The following is a 23824-nucleotide window of genomic DNA, read 5'->3' on the forward strand; positions in this document are numbered from 1 at the left end:
TTACAGCGCCAGCGGATCTATGCCCCAATCTAACAGCAGTTGATTGAGACGTAATAATGGTAGGCCAACCAAGGCATTGGGGTCATCGCCCTTCAGCGCCTCAAAAAGACATATTCCCAGACCTTCGCTTTTAAAGCTGCCGGCACAATTAAGCGGTTGCTCTTTGGCCACATAAAGACGTATTTGCTCGGCGCTTAAATGGCGAAAATGAACTTCAAAGGGCTCGACTATTACCGTATTTTTGCCCGTTTCTATGTCGAGCAGGGCTAAAGAGGTTAAAAAGGTGACTTTTTCGCCGCTAAAACGAGCCAGCTGCGCTTCGGCTTTGGCTATTGTGTGTGGTTTGCCGAGGATATCACCATTATGCAGAGCCACCTGATCTGAGCCAATAACAAGCCCGTTACCATAAAGGTTGCGGGCGGTTTGGGCTTTTTCCAGCGCCAAACGGCGTACCAGTTGCTCCGGCTTTTCGTCGGCTTTGGCTGACTCGTCAATTTCGGGTGAAAAATGGTGAAATTCAGGGATAATTTTTTTTAATAATTGCTGCCTAAAAGGCGAACTTGAGGCTAAGATAAAAGCTGTTTTCATTGCCCGATCATCGAATTGTTAAATATCGACCCTAGAATACGGCGCAATCGGGCGAAAAACAAAAGGAAAGTCGAATTTTATTTTGACTCTAATGATAACTATCTATATGATGCAGCCCCTATGCAAAAGGTGAAGATTCCCGTCACCCTTGATCCGGGCAGGGCAGCACAACGTCAGCTAAGTTATGATGGCGTGGTGATGTTTGAAGAACTTTCTCGATTCGAGCAAGTTGTGCTGGATAAAAGTGGTGAAGTAGCGGTACAAATTCATTGCAAGCAGGATGAACAAGGTTTAACTGTGCTAAGTGGTTCTTTAAAGGCCCGAGCAACCCTTATTTGTCAGCGTTGTAATGAAGAGTTTGGGTTGGATTTGGAACAAGACTTTGCGTATACGCCGGTTGGCATGGGTGCAGAGTCAGATCATCTCCCTGATTACTACGATCTTGTGGAGCTAGATGAGAACGGAGAAGTCAACGTTCGACAATTAGTTGAAGATGAGTTGATTTTGGCCATTCCTATCGTGCCTATGCATGACGAAGCATCTTGTCGTTACTCAGAGCAACAAAAAAGCTTTGGTAAAATCGACGAAGAAGATGAAAAACCAAATCCATTTGAAATTTTGAAACAACTTAAGAAAGATTCTTAGGAGAAGGCTAATGGCGGTACAAAAAAGCAAGAAGTCTCGTGCAAGACGTGGTATGCGTCGTTCACACGATGCGATCAGTGGTCCAGCTCTAACAGTTGATAAAGTGACTGGTGAAACTCACCGTCGTCACCACATCACTGCAGACGGCTACTACAAAGGCGTTAAAGTAATTTCTAAGTAAGAGATTGCTTTATGCAACGCAGTCTAACCATTGCGTTAGATATGATGGGGGGCGATTACGGCCCCCGTTCATCTATCCCAGCCGCAGTTGAAGCGGTCCACCTCCATTCATCACTTACCCTGATCCTCTGCGGTAATGAAACGCTAATTCAAGAGCAGCTTTCCCGTTTAGACGCGCTGCAGCACCCACGTTTAAAAATCAAACATTGTACGCAAATCGTCACCAATGCCGATGAACCGGCGTATGCGTTGCGCAATAAAAAAGATGCCTCTATGCGTGTGGCCCTTGATTTAGTTAAGTCCGGGGAAGCCCAGGCCTGTGTGAGCTCCGGCAACACCGGGGCGTTATTCGCCATTGCTCACTACGTACTGAAAATGCTGCCAGGCATCAAACGCCCGGCGCTTATTTCCTCGGTACCTACCGAAACCAAGCGACCCGTTTATTTATTGGATCTTGGCGCCAATGTTCATTGCGATGCCCATACCCTGTATCAATTCGGGATCATGGGCGCTGTGGTGGCACGCGAGGTGCAGGATATTGAACACCCTAAGGTCAGCTTGCTCAATATCGGTTCCGAAGACATTAAGGGTCATGAGGGTATCAAGGAGGCAGCCCAGTTGATGAGTCGCTGTAATACCATTAATTACACGGGTTACAGTGAGGGCAGTGATATTTTCAGTGGTAAGGCCGACGTGATCGTCTGTGAAGGCTTTGTTGGCAATGTGGCACTGAAAACCTGTGAAGGAATTGCAAAACTGATCATGCATAAGATGACTAAGGCCCTGAAAAAGCACTTGCTTTATCGCGGTTTGGCGCTATTACTTATGCCTGTCATAAAAAAGATCTATAAAAAGGTGAACCCCGACCAGTATAACGGCGCATCTTTGGTAGGATTGCGCGGTATAGTGGTTAAAAGTCATGGAAATGCATCGGCAAGTGCATTTCTAGCGGCAATTAATGAGGCTGTTAAGGAAGTGCAACGGCAGTTGCCCGAGAAAATTCAAGCGGCCTTCGCTGAGAACGAGCCAACGCCAGATACGAGCTCAGAAAACTCGTAAACTCCCTCCTCATTAATGCCTGCCAAAATTCGCGAACATCGCTAAAACAATACGAAAAGAGCAGCATATGTCTGAAAAAATCGCAATATTATTTCCTGGTCAAGGCTCACAAAGCGTTGGCATGTTATCCGAGCTACTGAGCGAGTCAGAAGTAGTTAAAGCCACCTTTGCGGAAGCCTCAGAAGCCCTTGGCTATGACTTGGCGGAACTGGTACTGAACGGTCCAGAAGAAGAGCTCAACCAAACACACCGTACGCAGCCAGCGTTACTGTGTTCGTCTGTGGCTATTTTCCGTCATTGGCAGCAGCAAGGCGGTGCAGAGCAAGAAGTGGTACTAGCCGGTCACAGCCTGGGTGAGTACTCGGCGCTGGTATGTGCTGGTGTCATGAGCCTAGCCGAGGGTGTTAAGCTGGTAGAAAACCGTGGTCAATATATGCAGCAAGCCGTGCCAGCGGGTGTTGGTTCAATGGCGGCCATCATAGGTCTAGACGATGATGTTATCGCTAAAGCCTGTGCCGACAGCGCGCAAGGTCAGGTTGTTGCTCCGGTGAACTACAACTCACCGGGTCAGGTGGTGATTGCCGGTAATAAAGAAGCCGTCGATCGCGCCAGTGAAGCCTGTAAAGAAGCCGGTGCTAAGCGTGCATTGCCTCTTGCGGTAAGTGTACCTTCTCACTGTGAGCTGATGAAGCCTGCCGCCGAGCAGCTTAAAGGCGACTTGGATGCATTAGCATTAAACGCCCCTGCCTACACAGTGATCAACAACGTTGATGTTGCCGCTGAGCAGGACGTTGAAGCCATCAAAGATGCCTTGGTACGTCAGCTGTATAGCCCGGTCCGCTGGACTGAAACCGTACAAGCCATCGCCAAAATGGGCATCACTCAGGCGTTTGAATTTGGTCCAGGTAAGGTGTTAACGGGTCTGGTAAAACGAATTGATAAATCTGTTGCTTGCAGCGCTGTTAATGACAGTGCCAGCGTAGACGCAGCTAAATAAAAGAGAACAAAAATGGCAAATTTATTTTCCCTAGAGGGCAAGGTAGTCCTAGTAACAGGTGCAAGCCGTGGTATTGGTAAAGCGGTTGCTGAGCAATTGGTCGCGCAAGGCGCAAAGGTTGCTGGCACGGCGACCAGTGACGGTGGTGCTGAGAAGATCTCTGCCTACCTTGGTGAGAACGGTAAAGGCTACAAGCTGAACGTGACCGATGCCGAGTCAATCGAAGCAACCCTAGCTGCAATTAAAGCAGACCTAGGTGACATTGATGTATTGGTAAACAATGCCGGTATCACCCGCGATAATCTGCTAATGCGCATGAAAGATGACGAATGGCAGGATATTATCGACACTAACTTGTCGTCTATCTTCCGCCTGTCAAAAGCGGTATTGCGTCCTATGATGAAGAAAAAGTCTGGCCGTATTATCAACATAGGTTCGGTTGTGGGCACCATGGGTAACGCCGGGCAGGCCAACTATGCGGCTGCGAAAGCAGGCGTCATTGGTTTTTCTAAGTCGTTGGCGCGCGAAGTGGCGTCACGCGGTATCACAGTAAACGTGGTGGCACCTGGCTTTATCCAAACCGATATGACCGACGAGCTGACTGAAGAGCAAAAAGCGGCAACACTTGCCAATGTACCGGCGGGTCGTCTTGGTCAACCAAACGAAATTGCAGCGGCCGTATGCTATTTAGCGTCTGACGCGGCAGCGTACGTTTCCGGCGAAACTCTGCACGTTAATGGCGCGATGTATATGGTTTAAGGCTCAGGCTGAGCCAAAAAAGGTCGCAAAAACTCGACTAAAAAGATTGAAGTTTTTGTGATCTTGCTTTAAACATACTTGAAATCGCCGTGAAAATGGGCGATAAAAGTGCAACTTTATATTCATAGAGGTTTGACCAGACAAAAAACTCTGGGCAAATCCTTGAATCAGACAAATATGCTGCGTAAACTACGCCGCAATCTGAAAAAATAACGCAGTAGCGTTTAAATAAAGGAAAGAAGAATGAGCGACATCCAAGAACGCGTAAAGAAAATCATCGTTGAGCAACTAGGTGTTAAAGAAGAAGAAGTAAAGTCTGAAGCGTCTTTCGTTGATGATCTAGGTGCGGACTCTCTTGATACTGTTGAGCTAGTAATGGCGCTAGAAGAAGAATTTGACACTGAGATCCCAGACGAAGAAGCTGAGAAGATCACTACAGTTCAAGCTGCTATCGATTACGTTACAGCTCACGCTGAGTAATCCACGCATTTCTTTTAAGGGCAGCATTCGCTGCCCTTAGTCTATCTGAGACCCCCATCTTTTATTCCCTTTTTGGAGGACACCGTGGCTAAACGTCGAGTCGTAGTTACTGGCTTAGGTATGCTTACGCCGCTGGGTAATGATGTAGCGTCAACCTGGCAGGGCTTATTGAATGGACAAAGTGGCATTGGTGCTATTACCCATTTCGATACAACAGATTTCGGGACCAAATTTGCTGGTTTAATCAAAGATTTTGATGCCGAAGCATACATGGCGAAGAAAGATGCCAAGAAAATGGATTTATTTATCCAGTACGGTATCGCTGCAGGTTTACAAGCGCTGGACGATTCTGGCTTGGAAGTCACTGACGCCAACGCCGAACGTATTGGTGTTGCTGTGGGCTCAGGGATCGGTGGCTTGACACTGATCGAAGAAAACCATGAAAAACTTTTAAATGTTGGGCCGCGCAAGTTGTCGCCATTTTATGTGCCGTCAACCATCATCAATATGATCTCAGGCCACCTTTCTATAATGAAGGGCCTGCGTGGACCGAACATTTCTATCGTTACCGCCTGTACAACCGGCCTGCATAATATCGGCCATGCGGCACGCATGATCGCCTACGGTGATGCGGATGCCATGGTTGCCGGTGGTGCCGAGAAGGCCTCTACGCCTATGGGCATGGGTGGTTTTAGCGCTGCACGTGCCTTGTCAACGCGTAACGATGATCCACAAGCGGCGTCACGCCCTTGGGATAAAGACCGTGACGGTTTTGTGCTTTCTGATGGTGCCGGTGTTGTAGTACTTGAAGAGTATGAGCACGCCAAGGCCCGTGGTGCGAAAATCTATGCCGAATTGGTAGGTTTTGGCATGAGTGGTGATGCCTATCACATGACCTCGCCGCCTGAAGACGGCGCCGGTGCGGCACTTGCTATGGCCAATGCCATTAAAGATGCGGGTATCAATGCCGAGCAAGTGGGTTACATCAATGCTCACGGTACCTCAACGCCAGCGGGCGATAAGGCAGAAACCAGTGCGGTTAAGAGCATCTTCGGTGCCGCTGCCGACAAGGTGATGGTGGGTTCGTCTAAGTCTATGATGGGTCACTTACTTGGTGCCGCCGGTTCGGTAGAATCAATCATCACAGTGCTGTCACTGCAAGACCAAAAAGTATCGCCGACCATCAACCTGGATAACCCGGACGAGGGCTGTGATCTGGATTACATTGCCCACACCGCGCGCGATGTAAAACTAGACTATGCGCTGTGTAACTCGTTTGGTTTCGGTGGTACCAACGGCTCACTGTTATTTAAAAAGATCTAACAGTGAAATCAACTGCCTACCAGCATAGACCAAGTTGGGACTAAGCTGGTAACATAAGCTCGGTTATGACCGAGCTTTTTTTATGACTAAAACTATTATAAATGGCCAGCCGGGGCACCTGATCGATATTAAGGATCGTGGCTTAAACTACGGCGATGGTTTTTTTACCACCGCCAAAGTGGTCGACGGCCAGGTTCAGCTTTGGCCCTTACACCGCGCTCGTTTAAGTGAATGTGCTCGACGTTTGGGTTTTGGGGAATTGGATTTTGTTGCCCTGGAGCAGGATGTGACTCAGCTGCTTGGTAGTAACCAGGCCCTTGCCGAGGAGCCCGCGGTACTCAAGGTGTTGTATACCCGAGGCAGTGGTGGGCGAGGTTATGCGCCCCCCAGTGATGTGCAGCCCACACGCGTGCTTAGCCTGTTGCCTTACCCGAGTGCCTATCAGGGGATAGCGCAAAAGGGCCTGAGCCTCTCTGTCGCCAAAACACGCTTGGCGCAACAGCCCTTGTTGGCCGGTTTGAAAACCCTCAATCGCCTAGAGCAGGTCTTTATTAAGCAAGAAGCGGCACAGCAGAGCAGTGATGACTTACTGGTGCTAGATACCACAGACAAGGTGATTGAAACCTCCAGTGCCAATTTGCTGATGTACAAGCAAGGGCAGTGGTATACGCCAAGCTTAGAGCAGGCTGGGATACAGGGGGTTTATTTAACGCATCTGCAACAACGCCTGCCAATAATCAGTTGTCAGCTTAATTTGGCCCAGGTATTGTCGATGGATGCGGTGTTCTGCTGTAATAGCTTGATGGAGCTGGTGCCTATTACCCGCATCGCCTACCATGATTACAACCTCGATGTAGCGCTTAGCCTGTTAGTAAAACAAGGGATCAAGGTATGATAAGGGTCATTGCCAGTGTGGTGTTACTGGCGTTAGTACTTACTGCGGCCGGATACTACCAGTTGCGCCAAGCCATGCAGGCGCCTTTTAATATTGGTCACACGCAGTTGGTGGAAATTCCCAGTGGCACAGGGTTTAATCAGTTATGCAGTCAGTGGCAGAGCAAGCAATGGGTCGACGAGTGTTGGCCGTTACAGGTGCTCGCCAAGCTCGATCCTAGCCTCACCGATTTAAAAGCCGGCGTGTATCAGTTGGTACCAGGTACCGCACTAAGCGCTTTTAGGCAGATCAGTCAGGGGTTGGAGCATGAGTTCAGCTTCACCATTATCGAAGGCGATAATTTACGCCAGGTGCTGGCACGTTTGGCTCAAGCAGAATACGTAGATACGCCATTACAATGGGGCGATAGCTTTAATAATCAGCCTTTGGATGAGCGCTTCGAAGGTAAGTTGTTTCCCGATACCTATCATTATCATGCCCATGAAGATGCCGAGCAGATCCTTTTACGGGCCTATAACAAGATGGAAGTGCAGTTGGCCGAAATCTGGCAGCAGCGCGACGATAACACGCCATTGCAGAGCGCCTATGAGGCCTTGATCTTGGCCTCGATTATCGAAAAGGAAACCGGGGTTGCCGGCGAGCGTCCACTTATTGCGTCCGTGTTCGTAAATCGTTTAAACAAGGGCATGCGGTTGCAAACGGATCCCACGGTGATCTATGGTATCGGCCCCGATTTCGATGGCGACATTACCCGTGCTCATTTGCGTCAGACCACGCCATACAACACCTATCGTATCAATGGCTTGCCACCAACGCCTATTGCCATGCCATCGCGCAAAGCCTTGTTGGCAGCGGTGCAGCCAGCGCAATCGGACTACTATTATTTTGTCGCCAAGGGCGATGGCAGCCATCAATTTTCAAAGCGACTGGCGGATCATAACCGCGCAGTGCGCCAGTATCAGTTAAGAAGAGCAAATGACAGCTAAGTTTATTGTGATTGAGGGTCTAGAGGGCAGTGGTAAGTCCACCGCCATGAAGGTCTGTGCCGAACTATTAACGAAAGCGGGTGTTGATTTTATCACCACTCGAGAGCCAGGCGGCACCCCGGTGGCAGAACAATTGCGAACTGTGGTAAAAGAATGCCAGGACGAGCAGGTGAGCACCCAAACCGAACTGCTGCTAATGTATGCGGCGCGCTCTCAATTGGTGGAAAATGTAATTCGCCCGGCGCTGATGCAGGGCACCTGGGTGCTTGGCGATCGCCACGATTTATCGTCTCAGGCTTATCAAGGCGGGGGCCGAGAGGTCGATGCCGAGGTGATGCGTTTTCTTGGCAATTATGTCCTAGACGGGCTACGCCCGGATTTGACCTTGTATCTCGACATCGAGCCGGCCCTAGGCCTTGAGCGAGCCCGTGGTCGCGGTGAGCTGGATCGTATCGAACAGGAAGACCTGTCGTTTTTTGAGCGCACGCGAGAGCGTTATTTGGCCTTGGCGCATGCAGATGACAGCATTCATATAATCGATGCCAGTCAAAGCATGGAGCAAGTGCATCAGGCTTTGGCCGATGTGCTGGTGCCCTTCTTAGCGGAGCAATAATGTACCCCTGGCTTAGCAATGTACAGCAGCAATATGCCCAACAGCAGCAGCAGGGGCGATTGCACCATGCCCATTTACTTTATGGCGCTGAGGGCGTGGGTAAAGGCATATTGGCTGAGCAGTTATGTAAGGCCTTGCTGTGTGAGCAGGCCGAACAAATGCACCCTTGTGGCCAATGCAAGGGCTGCAAGCTAATTGCTGCCGGGACGCATCCAGACTTACTTATGCTCAGTGGAGAGGGCAGCAGCATAGGTGTCGATGCCATACGCGCCATCAGCGACTTTGTCCAACACAGTGCCCAGCAAGGCGGCGCCAAATGCGTGATTATTCCCAATGCCCAGCGTATGACCGTGGCCGCCAGCAATGCCCTGTTAAAAACCCTGGAAGAGCCTAATAACCATTGTTATTTGTGGTTGCTTAGCCCAGGTACGGCTAATTTATCGGCCACCATCTTAAGCCGCTGCGCCAAGCAACAGATCTCGGTGCAAGACGATGCTCATTTGGATGCCTGGTTGCAACAGTATGCCCATGAAGCCATACAGCAGCCCTTTGCCGTGCACTTTAAAACTCAGCCCTTGTTGTTGCGCCAATGGCAAGAAAACGACGAGTTAGGGCAGATTCAAACCTTATACCAAGCGCTGTATGAGCAGCGATTAGCGGTTAACGAACAAAAGCTGGTTGATATTTTGACGCAAAACTCACAATATATTGCTATCTTTAGGCTGTTCGTAAGCCAGTTTTTATTACACAAGTCCCAGCAGGGGTTGAGCTTTGCGGCTTTTGAACGCTGTTATAAGCAGTTACATCACTTTAGTGAGCAGGTAACGCAGACCCCAGGACTGAATATGACGTTAGCACTGGCACAGCTGTTGCGTGTGTTAAAGCAAGAATTAGGATAACAAAGGAGCCGTTGTGCAAGAGCTACTTGTAGAATTAGACGATCTGGATGAATTATATCGTTGTTATATGCCTTATCTAAAAACCGGTGGTTTGTTTGTACGCACAAACATGAGCTATGAAATGGGGCAGTCTTTGGCGTTGCGTGTAAGCTTACCCGATTCCCTTGAAGAAGAAGTGGTGACGGGCAAAGTCGTGTGGGTAACCCCAATCGGCGCGCAAAGCTCAAACCCGCCGGGTATCGGCATCGGCTTTATCGACGACAAGGTACATTTGCGTGATAAAATCGAAAAGATGCTTGGAACCTTGTTAAATTCCGGCCACCCCACATACACCATGTAAGGCCTTGGGCCTTACATCCACATTGCAGTAACTCATGATTGTAGATTCCCATTGCCACCTAGACAGGTTGGACTTTGATAAGCTCGGCGAAGATTTGCCGAGTGTATTAGCTCAGGCGCGTGCTAAAGATGTTGAACACTTCTTATGTGTGAGCGTGACCTTGCAGCAGTTTCCACAGATGCTGGAAAAAATTGCCGCCTTCGACGATGTCTCCGCTTCTTGCGGGGTGCACCCGTTAGATCAAAAAGACGCTTTGGATATAGACCTGTTGCGCCGTTTGGCGGTGCATGACAAGGTGGTTGCCATAGGTGAAACCGGGTTGGATTACTACTACAGTGGTGAAACTAAGCAGGTTCAGCAAGAGAGTTTTGTCGGCCATATTCAGGTGGCCAATGAGCTGAATAAGCCGCTGATTATTCATACCCGAGACGCCAAAGCCGACACCATAAATTTGATGCGCGAGCATAATGCCGAGCGTTGTGGTGGGGTGCTGCATTGCTTCACCGAAGACCTGGACATGGCGAAACAGGCCATGGATCTGGGTTTTTATATTTCCATTTCAGGCATCGTCACCTTCCGTAATGCTGAGCAGTTGCGAGAGGTGGTTAAGCAGGTGCCTCTGGAGCGCTTGCTGATTGAAACCGACTCACCCTACTTGGCACCGGTGCCGCATCGCGGTAAAACCAACCAACCTGCCTATGTGCAGGATGTGGCCTACTTTATTGCCGACCTCAAAGGGGTGAGCTATAAAGAGCTGGCGAACGCTACTACGGATAACTTCTATCGTTTATTTAACGGTATTAACAGGCGCTAAGGATTGATGGGGCCAATATTGTGACAGAACTTCCTCTGCTCCTGCTTGGCCCTTTGCTTCGTCGCGCCGAGCCCGAGCTTATTCGCCTGCAGCTGGCGACCTCTAAGGCGATCAACCCAAGATTAGAGCTAAGCGGCGTCGAGCTGTATCAGCAGGTAGACATGTGCCGTCTTGGCGAGCACTTGTACCTTTACAGCCTGACCCTTACGCCAAGCAAAGGGACCTTTGCTGCGGACCTGGCCATCGCCTACGAGCTGTTTGATGGCCTTGAGCGCATAGATTTAAGTGCGTTTTGCTACCCCGGCCACACCAGCCCGACGTTATTGATACCCCAGCAACTTCACTCAGTGCTACATGGCTCTTGTCGCAATCCCCATCATTACAGTGACGATGCCCTGGTGCAGGCAGATGAATTGCTGGCGCGCTCCCTAGCGCAAGAAAATGAGGTTCAACGTCCGCAGTTGTTGTTGCTCTCTGGCGATCAGGTGTATGCCGATGATGTGGCTGGTCCCATGTTACTGGCTATTCATCAGTTGGTTGCCAAGCTGGGTATTTACACCGAATCCATGCCCTTGCTGACTACGAGCGAGCAGGTGGTCGACGAGCTCTATCGGCGCGCCGAGTTGCTGCCGAAAAAGCCTTGGCAAAAACTGTCAAAGTGGCACAGCGGCTATTGGCTGCGCAAAGACGAGCCCCACTTTAGCAGCATTAAAAGTGCCAACCATTTAATCCATTTCGAAGAATTTATTGCGCTGTATTTGTTGAGTTTTAGCGCCGCAAGTTGGCAACTGGTCGATTTTGCCCGGCTAGAGCTCGCCGCCGAGCATCCCCAGCAGGAAGTGTTTAGTGCCGAGCGCGAGCATTTGCGTAAATTTGCCGCCAGCCAAGGGCAGGTGGCGCGGTTGTTGGCGCACACCAGCACCTTAATGATTTTCGACGATCATGACGTCACCGATGATTGGAACCTCACCGCTAATTGGGAGCAAGCGGTGTATACCCATGGCGCCAGCCGCGGCATAATATGCAATGCCATGTTGGCCTACGCCCTGTTTCAGGGCTGGGGGAATACGGATGCGAAACAGGACTGGCCTTTTTTCTCCTTAGTCAATGACGCCTTGCAAGATAATCATTGGCATTTGAAGGGCGGCTATAAGCCCTTGCTGCATTACGATTACTGGCATTATGAGCTCCCCACCGTACCTAAGGTCGTGGTGCTCGATACCCGTACCCATAGGTGGCGAAACGAGCAGGACTTTAATGAGCCATCCGGCCTCTTGGACTGGGAGCGACTATTAGAGCTAGAGAGCACCCTGGAAGGCTGTGACAAGGTTTTGCTGGTTTCCCCGGCGCCGGTGTTTGGGGTTAAATCCATCGAGGCGATACAGGCGCTGTTTACCCTGTGCGGTAAGCCCTTAATGGTGGATTGTGAAAACTGGATGGCCCATGAGGGCTCGGCGAAAAAGTTACTCGATATCTTCCGGCGCTTAGAAACACCGGAAGAAACCATCATTCTTTCCGGCGATGTGCATTATTCCTTTTGCTTCTCCGTCAAGGCGCGCTTTGGCGAGCGCGACAACCGTATTTGGCAGCTGACTGCCAGTGGCATTAAGAATGAGTTTCCTCGTAAGTTGATCAACTTTTTGGATAAGCTTGACTCCATACTCTACTCGCCGCGCAGCCCCTTGAATATGTTTACCAAACGTTGGCAAATGAAGGTCGATAAGCACGATACCACCACGGGTCCGCAGAAACATTTGGTGAGTCAGGCGGCGATCAGTCTGATTGAGTTGGAGCAGGGCGAGCTAAACCGCTATCGGCTGCTGCACAGCGACGGCAGCTGCACCGAGTATGAACTCGATTAAGGTCACAAAAAAGTGGCAATAATTTATCGCAACAGCTTGAAACTTATGGTGAAAATTTTCAAAAGGAATAAAAAACGCCCAGGACGAATCCGCATTGTCCTGGGCCTAGGGGAATGGCTCTTGATGAGCCGTGCGCTAACTAAATAAACTGTTCACATTCATACGGGAGAAGCGAAAGTCTTCTTAATTGTAGTTAACGCAGTGCAAAAAGTGAAATAAATCTGAACGATTAAATTAACTTTAAAAACAGTGTGTTATAAACTTTTGTGAAAAACTGTAAAAAAAACAGACTGGTTTTTGCTGCTTTTATACCCAAGTTATTCCCAAGTTATTAACCGTCCATCCAGGACCAGATCCCGGGCAAGGGAGTTTTTGATTTTGTTCTTTTGCCACTTCCCCAGACCGACGCTGGCTCCGTTTAAACGTATGATCACTTCACCTTGGGCCGAACTTGGCTCGCTAAGGCGTACATCTTTGCCATTAAAGTAGTCGGCGCCTTGCTCGGCGGTTAATTCAACGGTGTTTTTCGTGGCCAGTTTCCCTAGGCAACTGCCAAACTCATGCTCAAGTCGCACGCCATTTTTGTGTGTGGTGCCAATCAAGATACCGATGCGGGAGTATTTAACCGCCTCAAACAACTGCACATTCTCTGCATCCGGGAACAGCCATACTTCTTTATCGCGGACATACAGGGTGCCGGGTAAGGCTTTTATCCCAAACTGCTTTTTAAGATACTGCATAAATTCTTGCAGTTGTTTCGCCGGCATTGGCGTAAAAGGGAAGGCGCCTTTTTTGCTTTTCGGTTCACTTACCGCCTTGGCACCGGTTTTCTTAAACTTGGCAATAAAGAAGCCTTCGCTGTCGAATATCTGTGGCCAGATGTGCAGATAGCCTTCTTCTGTTGCCGCTTTTTCTGCATCGGTAAACAAATCATTCAGCGGCTCAACTTCGATTAAGCCGGCAAATTCGTCGAGCAGGTACTGGCACACGGCCTGGTTTTCTACCGGGGTCAGGGTGCAGGTGGAGTAGACCAGGGTGCCGCCCACTTTAAGGGCGTGGAAAGCGCTTTTTATCAGCGACTTTTGTACCTCGCTGATATCGATATTCGATTGCAGCGACCAGTTTTTTAACGCATCTGCATCCTTCCTTACCGTGCCTTCACCAGAGCAGGGTGCATCCAATAAGATGGCGTCGAACATCTCCGGCATATAATTTCCAAATACGGCGCCATCAAAATGCGTGAGCCCAACATTATGGGCGCCGATGCGTTTAAGCGTAGCACTGAGAGCCTTGAGTCTTGACGATGAATACTCGTTGGCGACTAAAAAGCCCTGATTGTTCAGCATGGCCACCAATTGTGAGGTTTTACTGCCTGGGGCCGCAGCCATATCCAGTACCGTATGGGCTTCGCCTAAGGCATTGCCTAAGGCATCTTTCAAGGCGGTGGGTGGCAGCATGGAGCTGGCCTCTTGTACATAGATGCAGCCACTTAAGTGCAAATCGGTTCTGCCCAAAGGCAGGGACTCTTCTTCTTGCTCTGGACGGGTTAGCCAATAACCCTCTTCACACCAGGGCACCGGGGTGGTCTGCCAATGGCGCTGGTTACATATTTGCTCAAACTCCTCGGTGGTCATCTTTAACGTATTAACTCGCACCGCTCTTTTAAGCGGGGTTTGGCAGGCGTTGATAAAGTCTTCTAGTTCAAGGTGTTCAGGCAAATAGCTTTTAACATCATCAATAAAAGCTTCGGGGATATAGGTATTGATGTTCATAGATATGGACAATGACGGGCAAATAATCTGGCCATAGTGTATCGCATCACCATAGTGAATGCCGATGTTTTTAAAGTGTCGACATTTTTGTTTTAATTCCACACAAAGCACTAACTTTTGCCGGTATAAATAGAATTTATGTCGACAATATAGGCTGACTACGGTTGACAATATCCCCGACCTCTCCCATAGTAGGTGCCAAGATTGTCGACAATTTGAGAAAGGCGTGAGCAATCAATCCGTGACTAATGAATCAATAGAACCGCAAAACCAGGTGACAACCGCAGTAGACCAAGTTTTTGTGGAGCTGCGCCGCGCCATCGTTGAGGGAGACGTGGCACAGGGGTCGAAAATTTCCGAACCGGAATTGGCAAAACGCTATGGTGTATCGCGCGCAACCCTGCGTGATGCCCTAAACCGTTTAGAGGCCTGTAATCTGGTTGAGCGCAAAGCCAATGTGGGTTGTCGCGTGGTGGCCTTGACGCCAGAGCGCCTTATCGAGGTGTATCAGGTGCGTGCCGCCCTCGAGGGTTTGGCCTGTCGGCTTGCCGCACAGAACATGACCGACGAGGAAATTGCCAATATTAAAGCCTTGTTAAACAAGCACCTCAATGAGCAACGAGTGAAAGAAGGGGAGTCCTATTACCAAGAGGCCGGCGACCTGGATTTTCACTACCGCATCATTAAGGGCTCGAAAAACGAGCACCTATTTAATTTGCTAATTCACGATTTATATCAGCTTATTCGCATGTACCGAGTGCAAATGGGGATGACGGGCCCTCGAGTTTCCAAAGCATTTGACGAGCATTTGGCTATTATTAACGCCATTGAAAATCGTGATGGCGAATTGGCTGAGATGTTGATGAAGCGACATATCAGCTATTCAATGAATAACATAGAAAACAAATTTAACGCGGCGCAATAACCGCAACCGTTCACAGAGCAGGAGTTTACAATGTCCGCAGGAAAAAAATTTAGAGACGCATTAACGGCCAATCAGCCATTGCAGATTGTTGGCACTATCAATGCTTATTGTGCCATGATGGCCAAACAACTAGGCCACCAAGCTATTTATCTGTCCGGCGGTGGCGTGGCCAACGCCTCATACGGTCTGCCTGACTTAGGCATGACTTCATTGAACGATGTGATTGCCGATGTACAGCGTATTACCTCGGCCTGCGACTTACCGCTAATGGTGGATATCGACACGGGTTGGGGCGGTGCATTTAATATTGCCAAGACCATCCGCGATATGGAAAAAGCCGGTGCCGCTGCGGTGCACATCGAAGATCAGGTGGCGCAAAAGCGTTGTGGTCACCGTCCAAATAAAGAAATCGTTCCCGTTGAAGAAATGGTCGACCGTATTAAAGCGGCGGTGGATGCCCGTACCGACTCAGACTTCTTCATCATGGCCCGTACCGACTCATTTGCCCAAGAAGGCTTAGAAGCCGCTATTGCACGTGCCAAGGCTTATGTGGCCGCCGGTGCCGACGGTATCTTTGCCGAAGCGGTACAAACCGAAGAGCATTACCGCGCCTTTGCCGACGCGTTAGACGTGCCAATTCTGGCCAACATCACCGAGTTCGGTAAAACCGAATTGTGGAACTGCAAAGAGCTAGGCGAGTGGGGCGTGGACATGGTGCTTTACCCATTGTCGGCATTCCGTGCCATGAATAAGGCGGCAGAAAATGTGTACAAATCGATTCTAGCGAACGGCGATCAAAAAGCCGTAATAGACACCATGCAAACTCGTATGGAGCTATACGATTATCTTGGCTATCACGAATACGAACAAAAACTCGATGCCCTTTTTGCCGAAGGCAAGAATAAGTAACCGAGTTTCAACAGGAAAAATTCAGGAGAATTATTATGGTAGATAAAGCATTAGGTGGCGCGGGTCTGCGCGGTCAAGAAGCGGGTCAAACAGCCCTTTGTACGGTAGGTAAAACAGGTTCGGGCCTAACCTATTGTGGTTATGACATCAGCGAGCTGGCGGATAAAGTACAGTTCGAAGAAGTGGCCTTTTTACTTTCGCGCGGTGAGCTACCTACCGCGGGTGAGCTGGTTGAATACAAAGCCAAGCTTAAATCATTGCGCGGCCTACCGGCGGCACTTAAAACCGTGCTAGAGGCCATTCCAAAAGATGCCCACCCAATGGATGTGATGCGTACCGGCTGTTCTATGCTGGGTAACCTGGAAATGGAAACCGACTTCGACCAGGCCAATGACGCCATTGACCGCATGGTTGCTATTTTCCCAAGCATCATCTGTTACTGGTACCGCTTTAGCCACGATGGCGTGCGCATCGAAGTTGAAACCGATGACGATTCGGTGGGCGCTCACTTCCTGCATCTGTTGCATGACAAAGCGCCATCGCAGTTGTTTGCCGATGTGATGAACGTGTCTTTGATTCTCTATGCAGAGCACGAGTTTAACGCCTCAACCTTCACCGCCCGCGTATGTGCGTCAACATTGTCTGACATTCATTCATGTGTAACCGGTGCTATCGGTTCACTGCGTGGTCCATTGCACGGTGGTGCCAACGAAGCAGCGATGGAACTGATTGAGCGCTTCAGCAATGCCGATGAAGCCGAGCAGGAGCTGATGGGCATGCTTGAGCGTAAAGAGAAGATCATGGGCTTCGGTCATGCGATTTACCGCGAAAGCGATCCGCGTAATGTGATCATCAAAAAATGGTCAGAGCGTTTGGCCCAAGAGGTAGGCGATGATGTGCTTTACCCTGTGTCTGTACGTTGTGAAGAAGTGATGTGGCGCGAGAAGAAGCTATTCTGTAATGCCGATTTCTTCCACGCGTCGGCCTATCACTTTATGGGCATTCCAACCAAATTGTTTACGCCTATCTTTGTAATGAGTCGCGTAACGGGCTGGACTGCACACGTGAAAGAGCAGCGTGCTAACAACCGTATTATCCGCCCAAGTGCGGGTTATGTTGGCCCAGAAGCGCGTCCAGTGCCCGAGCTAAGCGAGCGCTAAGCTACGGCTTAGCCACCTTGCCTGTCGGTGCGGCACATTCGTTGGCGCACCACATCCATTCGCAATGTAGAGAAGATTATGAATACCCAATACCGTAAGACGCTGCCGGGCTCAGAGCTGGTTTATTACGATACCCGAGCGGCGGTTGATGCAATCGAGCCAGGTGCCTACGATGGCTTGCCTTACACCTCAAAAGTGCTTGCCGAGAACCTGGTTCGCCGTTGTAACCCAGAAGATTTAACGCAAAGCCTTGAGCAACTTATTTATCGCAAGCGCGAGCATGATTTCCCTTGGTTCCCGGCGCGCGTAGTTTGTCACGATATTCTTGGTCAAACGGCGCTGGTGGATCTTGCCGGTCTGCGTGATGCCATTGCTGCCAAAGGCGGCGATCCGGCCAAGGTAAACCCAGTAGTGCCAACTCAATTGATCGTTGACCACTCGTTGGCGGTCGAAGCACCGGGCTTTGACCCAGACGCGTTCGAAAAGAACCGTGCCATTGAAGACCGTCGCAACGAAGACAGATTCCACTTTATTAACTGGACCAAAACAGCGTTTAAAAACGTTGATGTGATCCCGCCGGGTAACGGCATCATGCACCAGATCAACCTGGAGAAGATGTCGCCGGTGATCCAGGTACGTGATGGCGTGGCCTTCCCGGATACCCTGGTAGGTACCGACAGTCATACCCCGCATGTTGATGCGCTGGGCGTAATCGCCGTGGGTGTGGGTGGTCTTGAAGCCGAAAGCGTGATGCTGGGTCGTGCCTCTTACATGCGCTTGCCGGATATTATCGGTGTTGAGTTGACGGGTAAGCCGCAGCCGGGCATTACCGCCACCGATATCGTACTGGCGTTAACCGAATTCCTACGTAAAGAGCGTGTGGTTTCCAGCTACCTTGAGTTCTATGGTGAGGGTGCCTCGCATCTGACCCTGGGCGATCGTGCCACCATCTCGAATATGACACCGGAATACGGTGCCACGGCGGCCATGTTCTATATCGATGAGCAAACCATCGACTATTTGAAACTGACCGGTCGTGAAGACGAGCAGGTTAAGCTGGTTGAACAGTACGCCAAAGAAACTGGTTTGTGGGCCGATGCCATGACGGGTGCGAAATACGAGCGCGTATTAAGCTTTGATTTGTCATCTGTGGGTCGTAACCTGGCCGGTCCATCAAATCCGCATGCTCGTTTGGCGACGGCGGACTTGCAAGCCCGTGGTATCGCCAAGCATGTTGAGCAAGAAGAAGGCCTGATGCCGGATGGCGCGGTTATTATCGCGGCGATTACCAGTTGTACCAACACCTCTAACCCGCGTAACGTGATTGCCGCAGGTTTATTAGCCCGTAACGCTAATAAGTTTGGCTTAGTGCGCAAGCCCTGGGTGAAAACCTCACTGGCGCCAGGTTCTAAAGCGGTGAAACTCTATTTAGAAGAAGCGAACCTATTGCCTGAACTGGAAGCCCTGGGCTTTGGTGTGGTGGGTTTTGCCTGTACTTCATGTAACGGCATGAGTGGCGCCCTGGACCCGAAAATTCAGCAAGAGGTGATTGAGCGCGATCTGTATGCGACTGCGGTACTCTCTGGCAACCGTAACTTTGACGGCCGTATCCACCCCTATGCCAAACAAGCCTTCCTGGCCTCACCGCCATTGGTGGTGGCGTATGCCATTGCCGGTACCATACGTTTCGATATCGAAAAAGATGCCCTGGGCTACGATAAGCAAGGTCAGCCTATTACCCTGAAGGATCTATGGCCAAGCGACGAAGAAATCGATGCGGTTATTGCCAAGAGCGTGAAGCCTGAGCACTTCCGCCAGGTGTACGAACCCATGTTCGATTTAGACGTGGATTACGGTGAAAAGAACAACCCCTTGTACGACTGGCGCGAAATGAGCACCTATATTCGTCGTCCACCTTATTGGGAAGGGGCACTGGCGGCACCACGCACCATGAAAGACATGCGTCCGCTGGCGGTGCTGGGTGACAACATCACCACCGACCACTTGTCGCCGTCGAATGCGATTCTGGCCAGCAGTGCGGCGGGTGAATACTTGGCGAAAATGGGTCTGCCTGAAGAAGACTTTAACTCGTACGCCACGCACCGTGGTGACCACCTAACGGCGCAACGTGCAACCTTCGCTAACCCGAAGCTGTTTAACGAAATGGTGCGCGATGAAAACGGTGAGGTGAAGCAGGGCTCACTGGCGCGTATTGAGCCAGAAGGCCAGGTTACCCGCATGTGGGAAGCCATTGAAACCTATATGGAGCGTAAGCAGCCGTTATGTATCGTTGCCGGTGCCGACTATGGTCAGGGTTCAAGCCGTGACTGGGCAGCCAAAGGCGTTCGCCTGGCGGGCGTCGAAGTGATCATCGCCGAAGGTTTCGAGCGTATTCACCGTACCAACCTGATTGGTATGGGTGTGTTACCTCTGGAGTTTAAAGCGGGTGAAAATCGTAAGACTTTCAACCTTGATGGCAGCGAAACCTATACGGTGTTAGGCGAGCCAGCACCGGGTGCCGATATGCAAGTGCAGATCACCCGAGCCAATGGTGAGCAGCTGACCATTACCACTAAATGTCGCCTTGATACCCAAGAGGAATTGTCTATCTACAGTGCAGGCGGTGTATTACAGCGCTTTGCTCAGGACTTCCTTGAAGGCTCAGTATAAATTGCAAAAGGTGGGCTCCCATTAGTGATGGGATCTCACCTTTTTTTGAGGTTAATAATGACACAACAGCTAAAAATACCGGCAACCTATATGCGCGGCGGTACCAGTAAAGGGGTGTTCTTTGCACTGCATGATTTGCCAGCACAAGCGCAGCAGCCCGGCGCCTATCGCGATGCCTTGCTTTTGCGCGTCATCGGCAGCCCGGATCCCTACGGCAAACACACCGATGGCATGGGCGGGGCGACATCCAGTACCAGTAAAACGGTGATCTTATCGAAAAGCGATAAAGCGGATCATGACGTTGACTACCTGTTTGGCCAGGTCGCCATCGACAAGCCCTTTATTGATTGGAGCGGCAATTGTGGCAACCTAACCGCTGCGGTGGGTGCCTTTGCCATTAATAACGGCTTGGTGGATGCAGCACGCATTTGCGAAAACGGTATCACCGAAGTGCGGATCTGGCAGGCCAATATCCATAAAACCATCATCGCTCATGTGCCTATGCGCGATGGCATGGTGCAAGAGCTTGGTGACTTCGAACTCGATGGCGTGACCTTTCCGGCCGCCGAGGTCAAAGTCGACTTTTTATCGCCTGTCGGTGATGGTGCGGTCCTGCCAACGGGTAATCTGGTTGATACTCTAGTCGTGCCGGGCGAGGGCGAGCTACAAGCGACCTTTATCAATGCCGGTATCCCCACGATTTTCGTGAATGCTAGTGAACTGGGTTACACCGGGGCCGAGTTGCAAGACGATATCAATAATGATGAGCAGGCATTGGCACGCTTTGAGCGCATTCGTGCCTTTGGTGCGGTGCAAATGGGGCTGATCAGCGATATTGAAGAGGCGAAAATCCGTCAGCATACGCCGAAAATTGCTATGGTGGCACCGCCAAGCAGCTATGTGGCCTCCAGTGGCAAGCACATTGATAGAGCGGATATAGACGTGCAAATTCGTGCCCTGTCTATGGGCAAACTGCACCATGCCATGATGGGCACGGCCGCCGTTGCTATCGCCACCGCCGCCGCTATTGAAGGCACCTTGGTGAATCTTGCCGCCGGTGGTGTGGCTCGTCAGTCACTGACCTTTGGTCACCCTTCGGGCACATTGCAAGTGGGTGCCTCGGTGAATATGAATGCGGGGCAGGTTGAAGTGCACAGCGTCAGTATGAGCCGCAGTGCCCGCCGCTTAATGGAAGGCTGGGTGCGAGTACCAGAGCCTGAATTAGGCGAGTAGACATAAAAAAAGCCGCTCAAAGCGGCTTTTTTTATTAAAGCAGAAGGTGAATTACACAACACCGCGCGGTAGGCGACAGTCGTGGTCTTTCTCTGCAAGCTCTTTAATCCAAAATTCTTCGGCAGTGAAACCGTCTTTGTTTTCACTTACGACAGTAAAGGCAGCTTTCTTTTCGGTAGGTTTTGCCGCAGGAGCTGCTTTTTTGGTTGTTGTTTTTTTGCTTGCTTTGGCAGGTGCCTTTTCTTCTGCTTTAGCGACCGTTTCTGTTTTACCAGAAGTGAGTTCTTCAGTGAGAGCAGCTACGTCAGCAAGGCGCATGTTTTTGCCGCCATCAATGCTGTACCAGCCAGGCTTGGTGGTGATTTCTGGCTTTTTGCCATTCGCCGCTTCATAAGCAGCTTCAAAAGCAGCTAACACTTCTGTTTTGTCTAGTTTACTCATCAAAAGATCCTAGTCGTTAACGCAGGTTAATTTTATTACAAGTTTATATTTATACCCATTTGTCCCAAGATTTTCAATTTTTTGTGGCGAAATTGCTAATTTCCTTTATTTTTTCTCCCAATGACGGGAAAATTTAGGCCTAAATTAGGTGCATGAGGTGATTATGAAACGCAATGAGCTACTCGCTATTTTGAATGCCAAGCTGGCGCCGGAGCAGATCAAAGACTTTTGTCCCAATGGCTTGCAGGTGGAAGGCACTGAACAGATCAAAAAAATCGTCACCGGAGTGACCGCCAGTCAGGCCCTGGTGGACAAGGCGGTGGAGCTGCAAGCAGATGCGCTTTTGGTACACCATGGTTACTTTTGGAAGGGTGAGTCACAAACCATCAGTGGCATGAAAAAGCGCCGCATAAAAGCGCTGCTGGCGGCGGATATTAACCTGTTCGCCTACCACTTACCTTTGGATGTGCACCCTGAGTTAGGCAACAACGCTCAGCTCGCTAAGTTATTGGGCATCGAGATCCAGGGCGGCATGGAGCCGGGAGCGACCAGCGTGCCGGTGTGGGGCAAACTCACAACGCCGGTCAGCGGTGCTGAGTTTGCCAAGCGCATCGAAACCGTGCTCGGGCGCACGCCGCTCAGCTCAGTGGTGCGCTCGGATGTGATTGAAACCATCGGCCTGTGTACCGGCGGTGGTCAGGGGTATATCGACCTGGCGGCGGCGCAAGGTTTGGATGCCTACCTGTCCGGCGAGGCTTCGGAGCAAACCATACATAGTTCCACCGAGCAGGGCATAGATTTCTTTGCCGCCGGGCACCACGCCACCGAGCGCTATGGTGCTAAGGCGTTGGGGGAATTCTTAGCGGATGAATTCGGCTTGGATGTAACCTTTATTGACATCGACAATCCGGTATAAAGATTATACCAATTCACTTAAATAGCTAATCACCCTAGCGGGCTAAATATCGTGCTAACTGTGTTGAAATTTTTCTATGTACGCCTACACGGATGTAGGCGGTAGAGCGGCGCAGGAGCCAAAGCCGAGAATAACTACATAAGAAAAATTCCGCCTTGTTATCACATCATTTATCCAGCGCTATATCTGATCACATACTTAACAGAATTGGTATTAAAAGGAGCCATAGGCTCCTTTTAACTGTTGTTGCACTGGCTTATTTGCGGCTGTTATTTTGCTTACAGGTATTGAGGAAGTGACGATAAACCGGGTTGTCCTTCATCTCTTTTTTCATCGCCAAATACATGGGGCGGTTCAATCCCAGGGCGCCTAAAGGAATTGACTTGATCAAGCCCTGAGCCTCATAGGGCGTCACCAGCCAATCCGGCAGGGCGGCCACGCCCATGCCTGCACTGACCAATTGGAAAATCAACAAGCCCTGATCCACGGTTTTTAAGGTGCCATCAAAACGGGCATTTTGAATAAAGTGTTTGAAGATATCCTGGCGCTCCCGCGGAATAGGGTAGGAGATGATGGTCTCGTCTTTTAAATCCAAGGCGGTGACATAGGCCTTGTTGGCCAAGGGGTGGTCCGGTGCCACGATCAGCTTAAGCTTAAAATCGAACAAATGGGCAAATTCCAAGCGATCCGGCTCACGAATGTCCGAGGTCAGGACCAGATCTAAATCACCATCCAGCAACTCGGGAATGGCGTCATAACTAAAGCCGCGCTCATAATCCACATGTATATCCGGCCAGAAATTATTGAACTCCTTAATGGTCGGCAGCAACCAGTGAAAACAGGCGTGGCATTCCACACTTAGGCGCAGTTGCGAAATAGGCTGATTTAAACTTTCTTTAAGGCGGCATTTGGTGGCTTCGACCTTAGGTAACACCTCTTGCGCCAGTTCCAATAGCAGCATGCCTTGAGGGGTAAAACGCACCGGATGGGTTTTACGCTCAAACAGCTGACAATCCAGCTTGTTTTCCAAGTCTTTGATTTGATGTGATAAAGCTGACTGGGTTAGAAATAATTCACGGGCGGTATTCACTAAAGAACCGGTTTCTTTCAAGGTGGCTATGGTTTTAAGGTGTTTAATTTCAATCATCTTTAGTAAATCTCATAAAAGCCAGTCACATATCTCATAATGATTGCGACTAAACCGCGCTGGATAAATGTATAAAAGTCTAGATGGCTAAAAAATTATCACTTTTATACTCGGTTGGCTATTAAAAGATAAAATTCATTGTGAAAAATGTCTATTTTCTCTGTTTTTAAATTTATTCAGCGGTGAGTTAACGCGCTGATATGAATTTAAT

At 50.0% G+C, this 23824-nt stretch carries 24 protein-coding genes; 20 read left to right on the forward strand and 4 right to left on the reverse strand.

Going from position 1 to position 23824, the window contains the following annotated elements; genetic code table 11:
- Window positions 1-588: a Maf family protein gene (locus KD147_RS13270; protein WP_212548167.1), complete on the reverse strand. Its 588-nt coding sequence runs from the start codon at window positions 586-588 to the stop codon at window positions 1-3.
- A 120-nt stretch (window positions 589-708) separates the two neighbouring features.
- On the opposite strand from KD147_RS13270, the gene yceD reads away from it, so the two are divergent.
- The 14 genes from yceD (at window position 709) to KD147_RS13340 (ending at window position 12440) form a co-directional block, all read left to right on the forward strand.
- Window positions 709-1233: a 23S rRNA accumulation protein YceD gene (yceD, locus tag KD147_RS13275; RefSeq protein ID WP_105254766.1), complete on the forward strand. Its 525-nt coding sequence runs from the start codon at window positions 709-711 to the stop codon at window positions 1231-1233.
- A gap of 10 nt (window positions 1234-1243) precedes the next feature.
- Window positions 1244-1414: a 50S ribosomal protein L32 gene (rpmF, locus tag KD147_RS13280; protein WP_105190738.1), complete on the forward strand. Its 171-nt coding sequence runs from the start codon at window positions 1244-1246 to the stop codon at window positions 1412-1414.
- Window positions 1415-1425: 11 nt separating this feature from the next.
- Window positions 1426-2472 carry a phosphate acyltransferase PlsX gene (gene plsX / locus KD147_RS13285; protein WP_105254767.1) on the forward strand — a complete coding sequence of 349 codons (1047 nt, stop codon included), beginning with the start codon at window positions 1426-1428 and terminating at the stop codon, window positions 2470-2472.
- Window positions 2473-2539: 67 nt separating this feature from the next.
- The gene (fabD, locus tag KD147_RS13290) at window positions 2540-3469 is read left to right on the forward strand and encodes an ACP S-malonyltransferase (protein WP_212548168.1); all 930 of its coding nucleotides are present in this window, start codon (window positions 2540-2542) and stop codon (window positions 3467-3469) included.
- 12 nt (window positions 3470-3481) lie between these two features.
- Entirely contained in the window at window positions 3482-4228 is a 747-nt protein-coding gene (gene fabG, locus KD147_RS13295) for a 3-oxoacyl-ACP reductase FabG (protein ID WP_105200470.1), read from the forward strand.
- Between the two features lie 243 nt (window positions 4229-4471).
- Entirely contained in the window at window positions 4472-4708 is a 237-nt protein-coding gene (gene acpP, locus KD147_RS13300; RefSeq protein ID WP_010374019.1) for an acyl carrier protein, read from the forward strand.
- Between the two features lie 84 nt (window positions 4709-4792).
- The gene (gene fabF / locus KD147_RS13305) at window positions 4793-6031 is read left to right on the forward strand and encodes a beta-ketoacyl-ACP synthase II (RefSeq protein WP_105190734.1); all 1239 of its coding nucleotides are present in this window, start codon (window positions 4793-4795) and stop codon (window positions 6029-6031) included.
- 82 nt (window positions 6032-6113) lie between these two features.
- Window positions 6114-6926 carry an aminodeoxychorismate lyase gene (gene pabC, locus KD147_RS13310; RefSeq protein WP_212548169.1) on the forward strand — a complete coding sequence of 271 codons (813 nt, stop codon included), beginning with the start codon at window positions 6114-6116 and terminating at the stop codon, window positions 6924-6926.
- Window positions 6923-7912 (forward strand): endolytic transglycosylase MltG, encoded by a 990-nt coding sequence (gene mltG / locus KD147_RS13315; protein ID WP_212548170.1) that lies wholly within the window; start codon window positions 6923-6925, stop codon window positions 7910-7912. Before pabC ends, mltG begins: the two co-directional genes overlap by 4 nt.
- Window positions 7902-8525, forward strand: coding sequence for a dTMP kinase (gene tmk / locus KD147_RS13320; RefSeq protein ID WP_105254771.1), 624 nt, complete (start codon window positions 7902-7904; stop codon window positions 8523-8525). The genes mltG and tmk overlap by 11 nt, the downstream gene beginning before the upstream one ends.
- Entirely contained in the window at window positions 8525-9424 is a 900-nt protein-coding gene (gene holB / locus KD147_RS13325) for a DNA polymerase III subunit delta' (protein ID WP_212548171.1), read from the forward strand. Before tmk ends, holB begins: the two co-directional genes overlap by 1 nt.
- Before the next feature lie 13 nt (window positions 9425-9437).
- Window positions 9438-9764: a PilZ domain-containing protein gene (locus KD147_RS13330; RefSeq protein WP_105190729.1), complete on the forward strand. Its 327-nt coding sequence runs from the start codon at window positions 9438-9440 to the stop codon at window positions 9762-9764.
- A gap of 34 nt (window positions 9765-9798) precedes the next feature.
- On the forward strand, window positions 9799-10578 hold the full coding sequence (locus KD147_RS13335; RefSeq protein ID WP_105254773.1) for a TatD family hydrolase: 780 nt from the start codon (window positions 9799-9801) through the stop codon (window positions 10576-10578).
- A gap of 20 nt (window positions 10579-10598) precedes the next feature.
- The gene (locus tag KD147_RS13340; RefSeq protein WP_349304700.1) at window positions 10599-12440 is read left to right on the forward strand and encodes an alkaline phosphatase D family protein; all 1842 of its coding nucleotides are present in this window, start codon (window positions 10599-10601) and stop codon (window positions 12438-12440) included.
- Window positions 12441-12757: 317 nt separating this feature from the next.
- Here the strand turns inward: KD147_RS13340 and rsmF are convergent, their stop codons facing one another.
- Window positions 12758-14212, reverse strand: coding sequence for a 16S rRNA (cytosine(1407)-C(5))-methyltransferase RsmF (gene rsmF / locus KD147_RS13345; protein ID WP_212548202.1), 1455 nt, complete (start codon window positions 14210-14212; stop codon window positions 12758-12760).
- A 241-nt stretch (window positions 14213-14453) separates the two neighbouring features.
- On the opposite strand from rsmF, the gene KD147_RS13350 reads away from it, so the two are divergent.
- From KD147_RS13350 to prpF, 5 genes are all read left to right on the forward strand, one after another.
- The gene (locus tag KD147_RS13350; RefSeq protein ID WP_234399146.1) at window positions 14454-15137 is read left to right on the forward strand and encodes a GntR family transcriptional regulator; all 684 of its coding nucleotides are present in this window, start codon (window positions 14454-14456) and stop codon (window positions 15135-15137) included.
- 30 nt (window positions 15138-15167) lie between these two features.
- Window positions 15168-16046 carry a methylisocitrate lyase gene (gene prpB, locus KD147_RS13355; protein ID WP_105254775.1) on the forward strand — a complete coding sequence of 293 codons (879 nt, stop codon included), beginning with the start codon at window positions 15168-15170 and terminating at the stop codon, window positions 16044-16046.
- Between the two features lie 35 nt (window positions 16047-16081).
- Window positions 16082-17206, forward strand: a complete 1125-nt coding sequence (prpC, locus tag KD147_RS13360) for a bifunctional 2-methylcitrate synthase/citrate synthase (RefSeq protein WP_212548172.1) — start codon at window positions 16082-16084, stop codon at window positions 17204-17206.
- Between the two features lie 78 nt (window positions 17207-17284).
- Window positions 17285-19876 (forward strand): Fe/S-dependent 2-methylisocitrate dehydratase AcnD, encoded by a 2592-nt coding sequence (acnD, locus tag KD147_RS13365; RefSeq protein WP_212548173.1) that lies wholly within the window; start codon window positions 17285-17287, stop codon window positions 19874-19876.
- 57 nt (window positions 19877-19933) lie between these two features.
- Window positions 19934-21109 carry a 2-methylaconitate cis-trans isomerase PrpF gene (gene prpF, locus KD147_RS13370; RefSeq protein WP_249319275.1) on the forward strand — a complete coding sequence of 392 codons (1176 nt, stop codon included), beginning with the start codon at window positions 19934-19936 and terminating at the stop codon, window positions 21107-21109.
- 51 nt (window positions 21110-21160) lie between these two features.
- Here the strand turns inward: prpF and KD147_RS13375 are convergent, their stop codons facing one another.
- Entirely contained in the window at window positions 21161-21550 is a 390-nt protein-coding gene (locus KD147_RS13375) for a hypothetical protein (RefSeq protein ID WP_105190721.1), read from the reverse strand.
- Between the two features lie 163 nt (window positions 21551-21713).
- Between KD147_RS13375 and KD147_RS13380 the strand changes: the two genes are divergently transcribed.
- Entirely contained in the window at window positions 21714-22466 is a 753-nt protein-coding gene (locus KD147_RS13380) for a Nif3-like dinuclear metal center hexameric protein (RefSeq protein ID WP_212548174.1), read from the forward strand.
- 256 nt (window positions 22467-22722) lie between these two features.
- Here KD147_RS13380 and KD147_RS13385 read toward each other — a convergent pair whose 3' ends face one another.
- On the reverse strand, window positions 22723-23613 hold the full coding sequence (locus KD147_RS13385; protein ID WP_105254779.1) for a LysR substrate-binding domain-containing protein: 891 nt from the start codon (window positions 23611-23613) through the stop codon (window positions 22723-22725).
- Window positions 23614-23824 lie beyond the last annotated feature (211 nt).

The sequence above is a fragment of the Pseudoalteromonas sp. BDTF-M6 genome, from assembly GCF_018334135.1.
In the GTDB taxonomy this organism is placed as follows: domain Bacteria; phylum Pseudomonadota; class Gammaproteobacteria; order Enterobacterales; family Alteromonadaceae; genus Pseudoalteromonas.

What these genes read in the sequence shown, in the direction of transcription:
- yceD (WP_105254766.1), top strand. Translation starts at nt 709, where the DNA reads ATGCAAAAGGTGAAGATTCCCGTCACCCTTGATCCGGGCAGGGCAGCA.
- prpC (WP_212548172.1), top strand. Translation starts at nt 16,082, where the DNA reads ATGGTAGATAAAGCATTAGGTGGCGCGGGTCTGCGCGGTCAAGAAGCG.
- KD147_RS13270 (WP_212548167.1), bottom strand. Translation starts at nt 588, where the DNA reads ATGAAAACAGCTTTTATCTTAGCCTCAAGTTCGCCTTTTAGGCAGCAA.
- KD147_RS13375 (WP_105190721.1), bottom strand. Translation starts at nt 21,550, where the DNA reads ATGAGTAAACTAGACAAAACAGAAGTGTTAGCTGCTTTTGAAGCTGCT.
- prpB (WP_105254775.1), top strand. Translation starts at nt 15,168, where the DNA reads ATGTCCGCAGGAAAAAAATTTAGAGACGCATTAACGGCCAATCAGCCA.
- pabC (WP_212548169.1), top strand. Translation starts at nt 6,114, where the DNA reads ATGACTAAAACTATTATAAATGGCCAGCCGGGGCACCTGATCGATATT.
- fabG (WP_105200470.1), top strand. Translation starts at nt 3,482, where the DNA reads ATGGCAAATTTATTTTCCCTAGAGGGCAAGGTAGTCCTAGTAACAGGT.
- acnD (WP_212548173.1), top strand. Translation starts at nt 17,285, where the DNA reads ATGAATACCCAATACCGTAAGACGCTGCCGGGCTCAGAGCTGGTTTAT.
- acpP (WP_010374019.1), top strand. Translation starts at nt 4,472, where the DNA reads ATGAGCGACATCCAAGAACGCGTAAAGAAAATCATCGTTGAGCAACTA.
- KD147_RS13380 (WP_212548174.1), top strand. Translation starts at nt 21,714, where the DNA reads ATGAAACGCAATGAGCTACTCGCTATTTTGAATGCCAAGCTGGCGCCG.
- KD147_RS13335 (WP_105254773.1), top strand. Translation starts at nt 9,799, where the DNA reads ATGATTGTAGATTCCCATTGCCACCTAGACAGGTTGGACTTTGATAAG.
- rpmF (WP_105190738.1), top strand. Translation starts at nt 1,244, where the DNA reads ATGGCGGTACAAAAAAGCAAGAAGTCTCGTGCAAGACGTGGTATGCGT.
- tmk (WP_105254771.1), top strand. Translation starts at nt 7,902, where the DNA reads ATGACAGCTAAGTTTATTGTGATTGAGGGTCTAGAGGGCAGTGGTAAG.
- holB (WP_212548171.1), top strand. Translation starts at nt 8,525, where the DNA reads ATGTACCCCTGGCTTAGCAATGTACAGCAGCAATATGCCCAACAGCAG.
- KD147_RS13385 (WP_105254779.1), bottom strand. Translation starts at nt 23,613, where the DNA reads ATGATTGAAATTAAACACCTTAAAACCATAGCCACCTTGAAAGAAACC.
- rsmF (WP_212548202.1), bottom strand. Translation starts at nt 14,212, where the DNA reads ATGAACATCAATACCTATATCCCCGAAGCTTTTATTGATGATGTTAAA.
- fabD (WP_212548168.1), top strand. Translation starts at nt 2,540, where the DNA reads ATGTCTGAAAAAATCGCAATATTATTTCCTGGTCAAGGCTCACAAAGC.
- mltG (WP_212548170.1), top strand. Translation starts at nt 6,923, where the DNA reads ATGATAAGGGTCATTGCCAGTGTGGTGTTACTGGCGTTAGTACTTACT.
- plsX (WP_105254767.1), top strand. Translation starts at nt 1,426, where the DNA reads ATGCAACGCAGTCTAACCATTGCGTTAGATATGATGGGGGGCGATTAC.
- prpF (WP_249319275.1), top strand. Translation starts at nt 19,934, where the DNA reads ATGACACAACAGCTAAAAATACCGGCAACCTATATGCGCGGCGGTACC.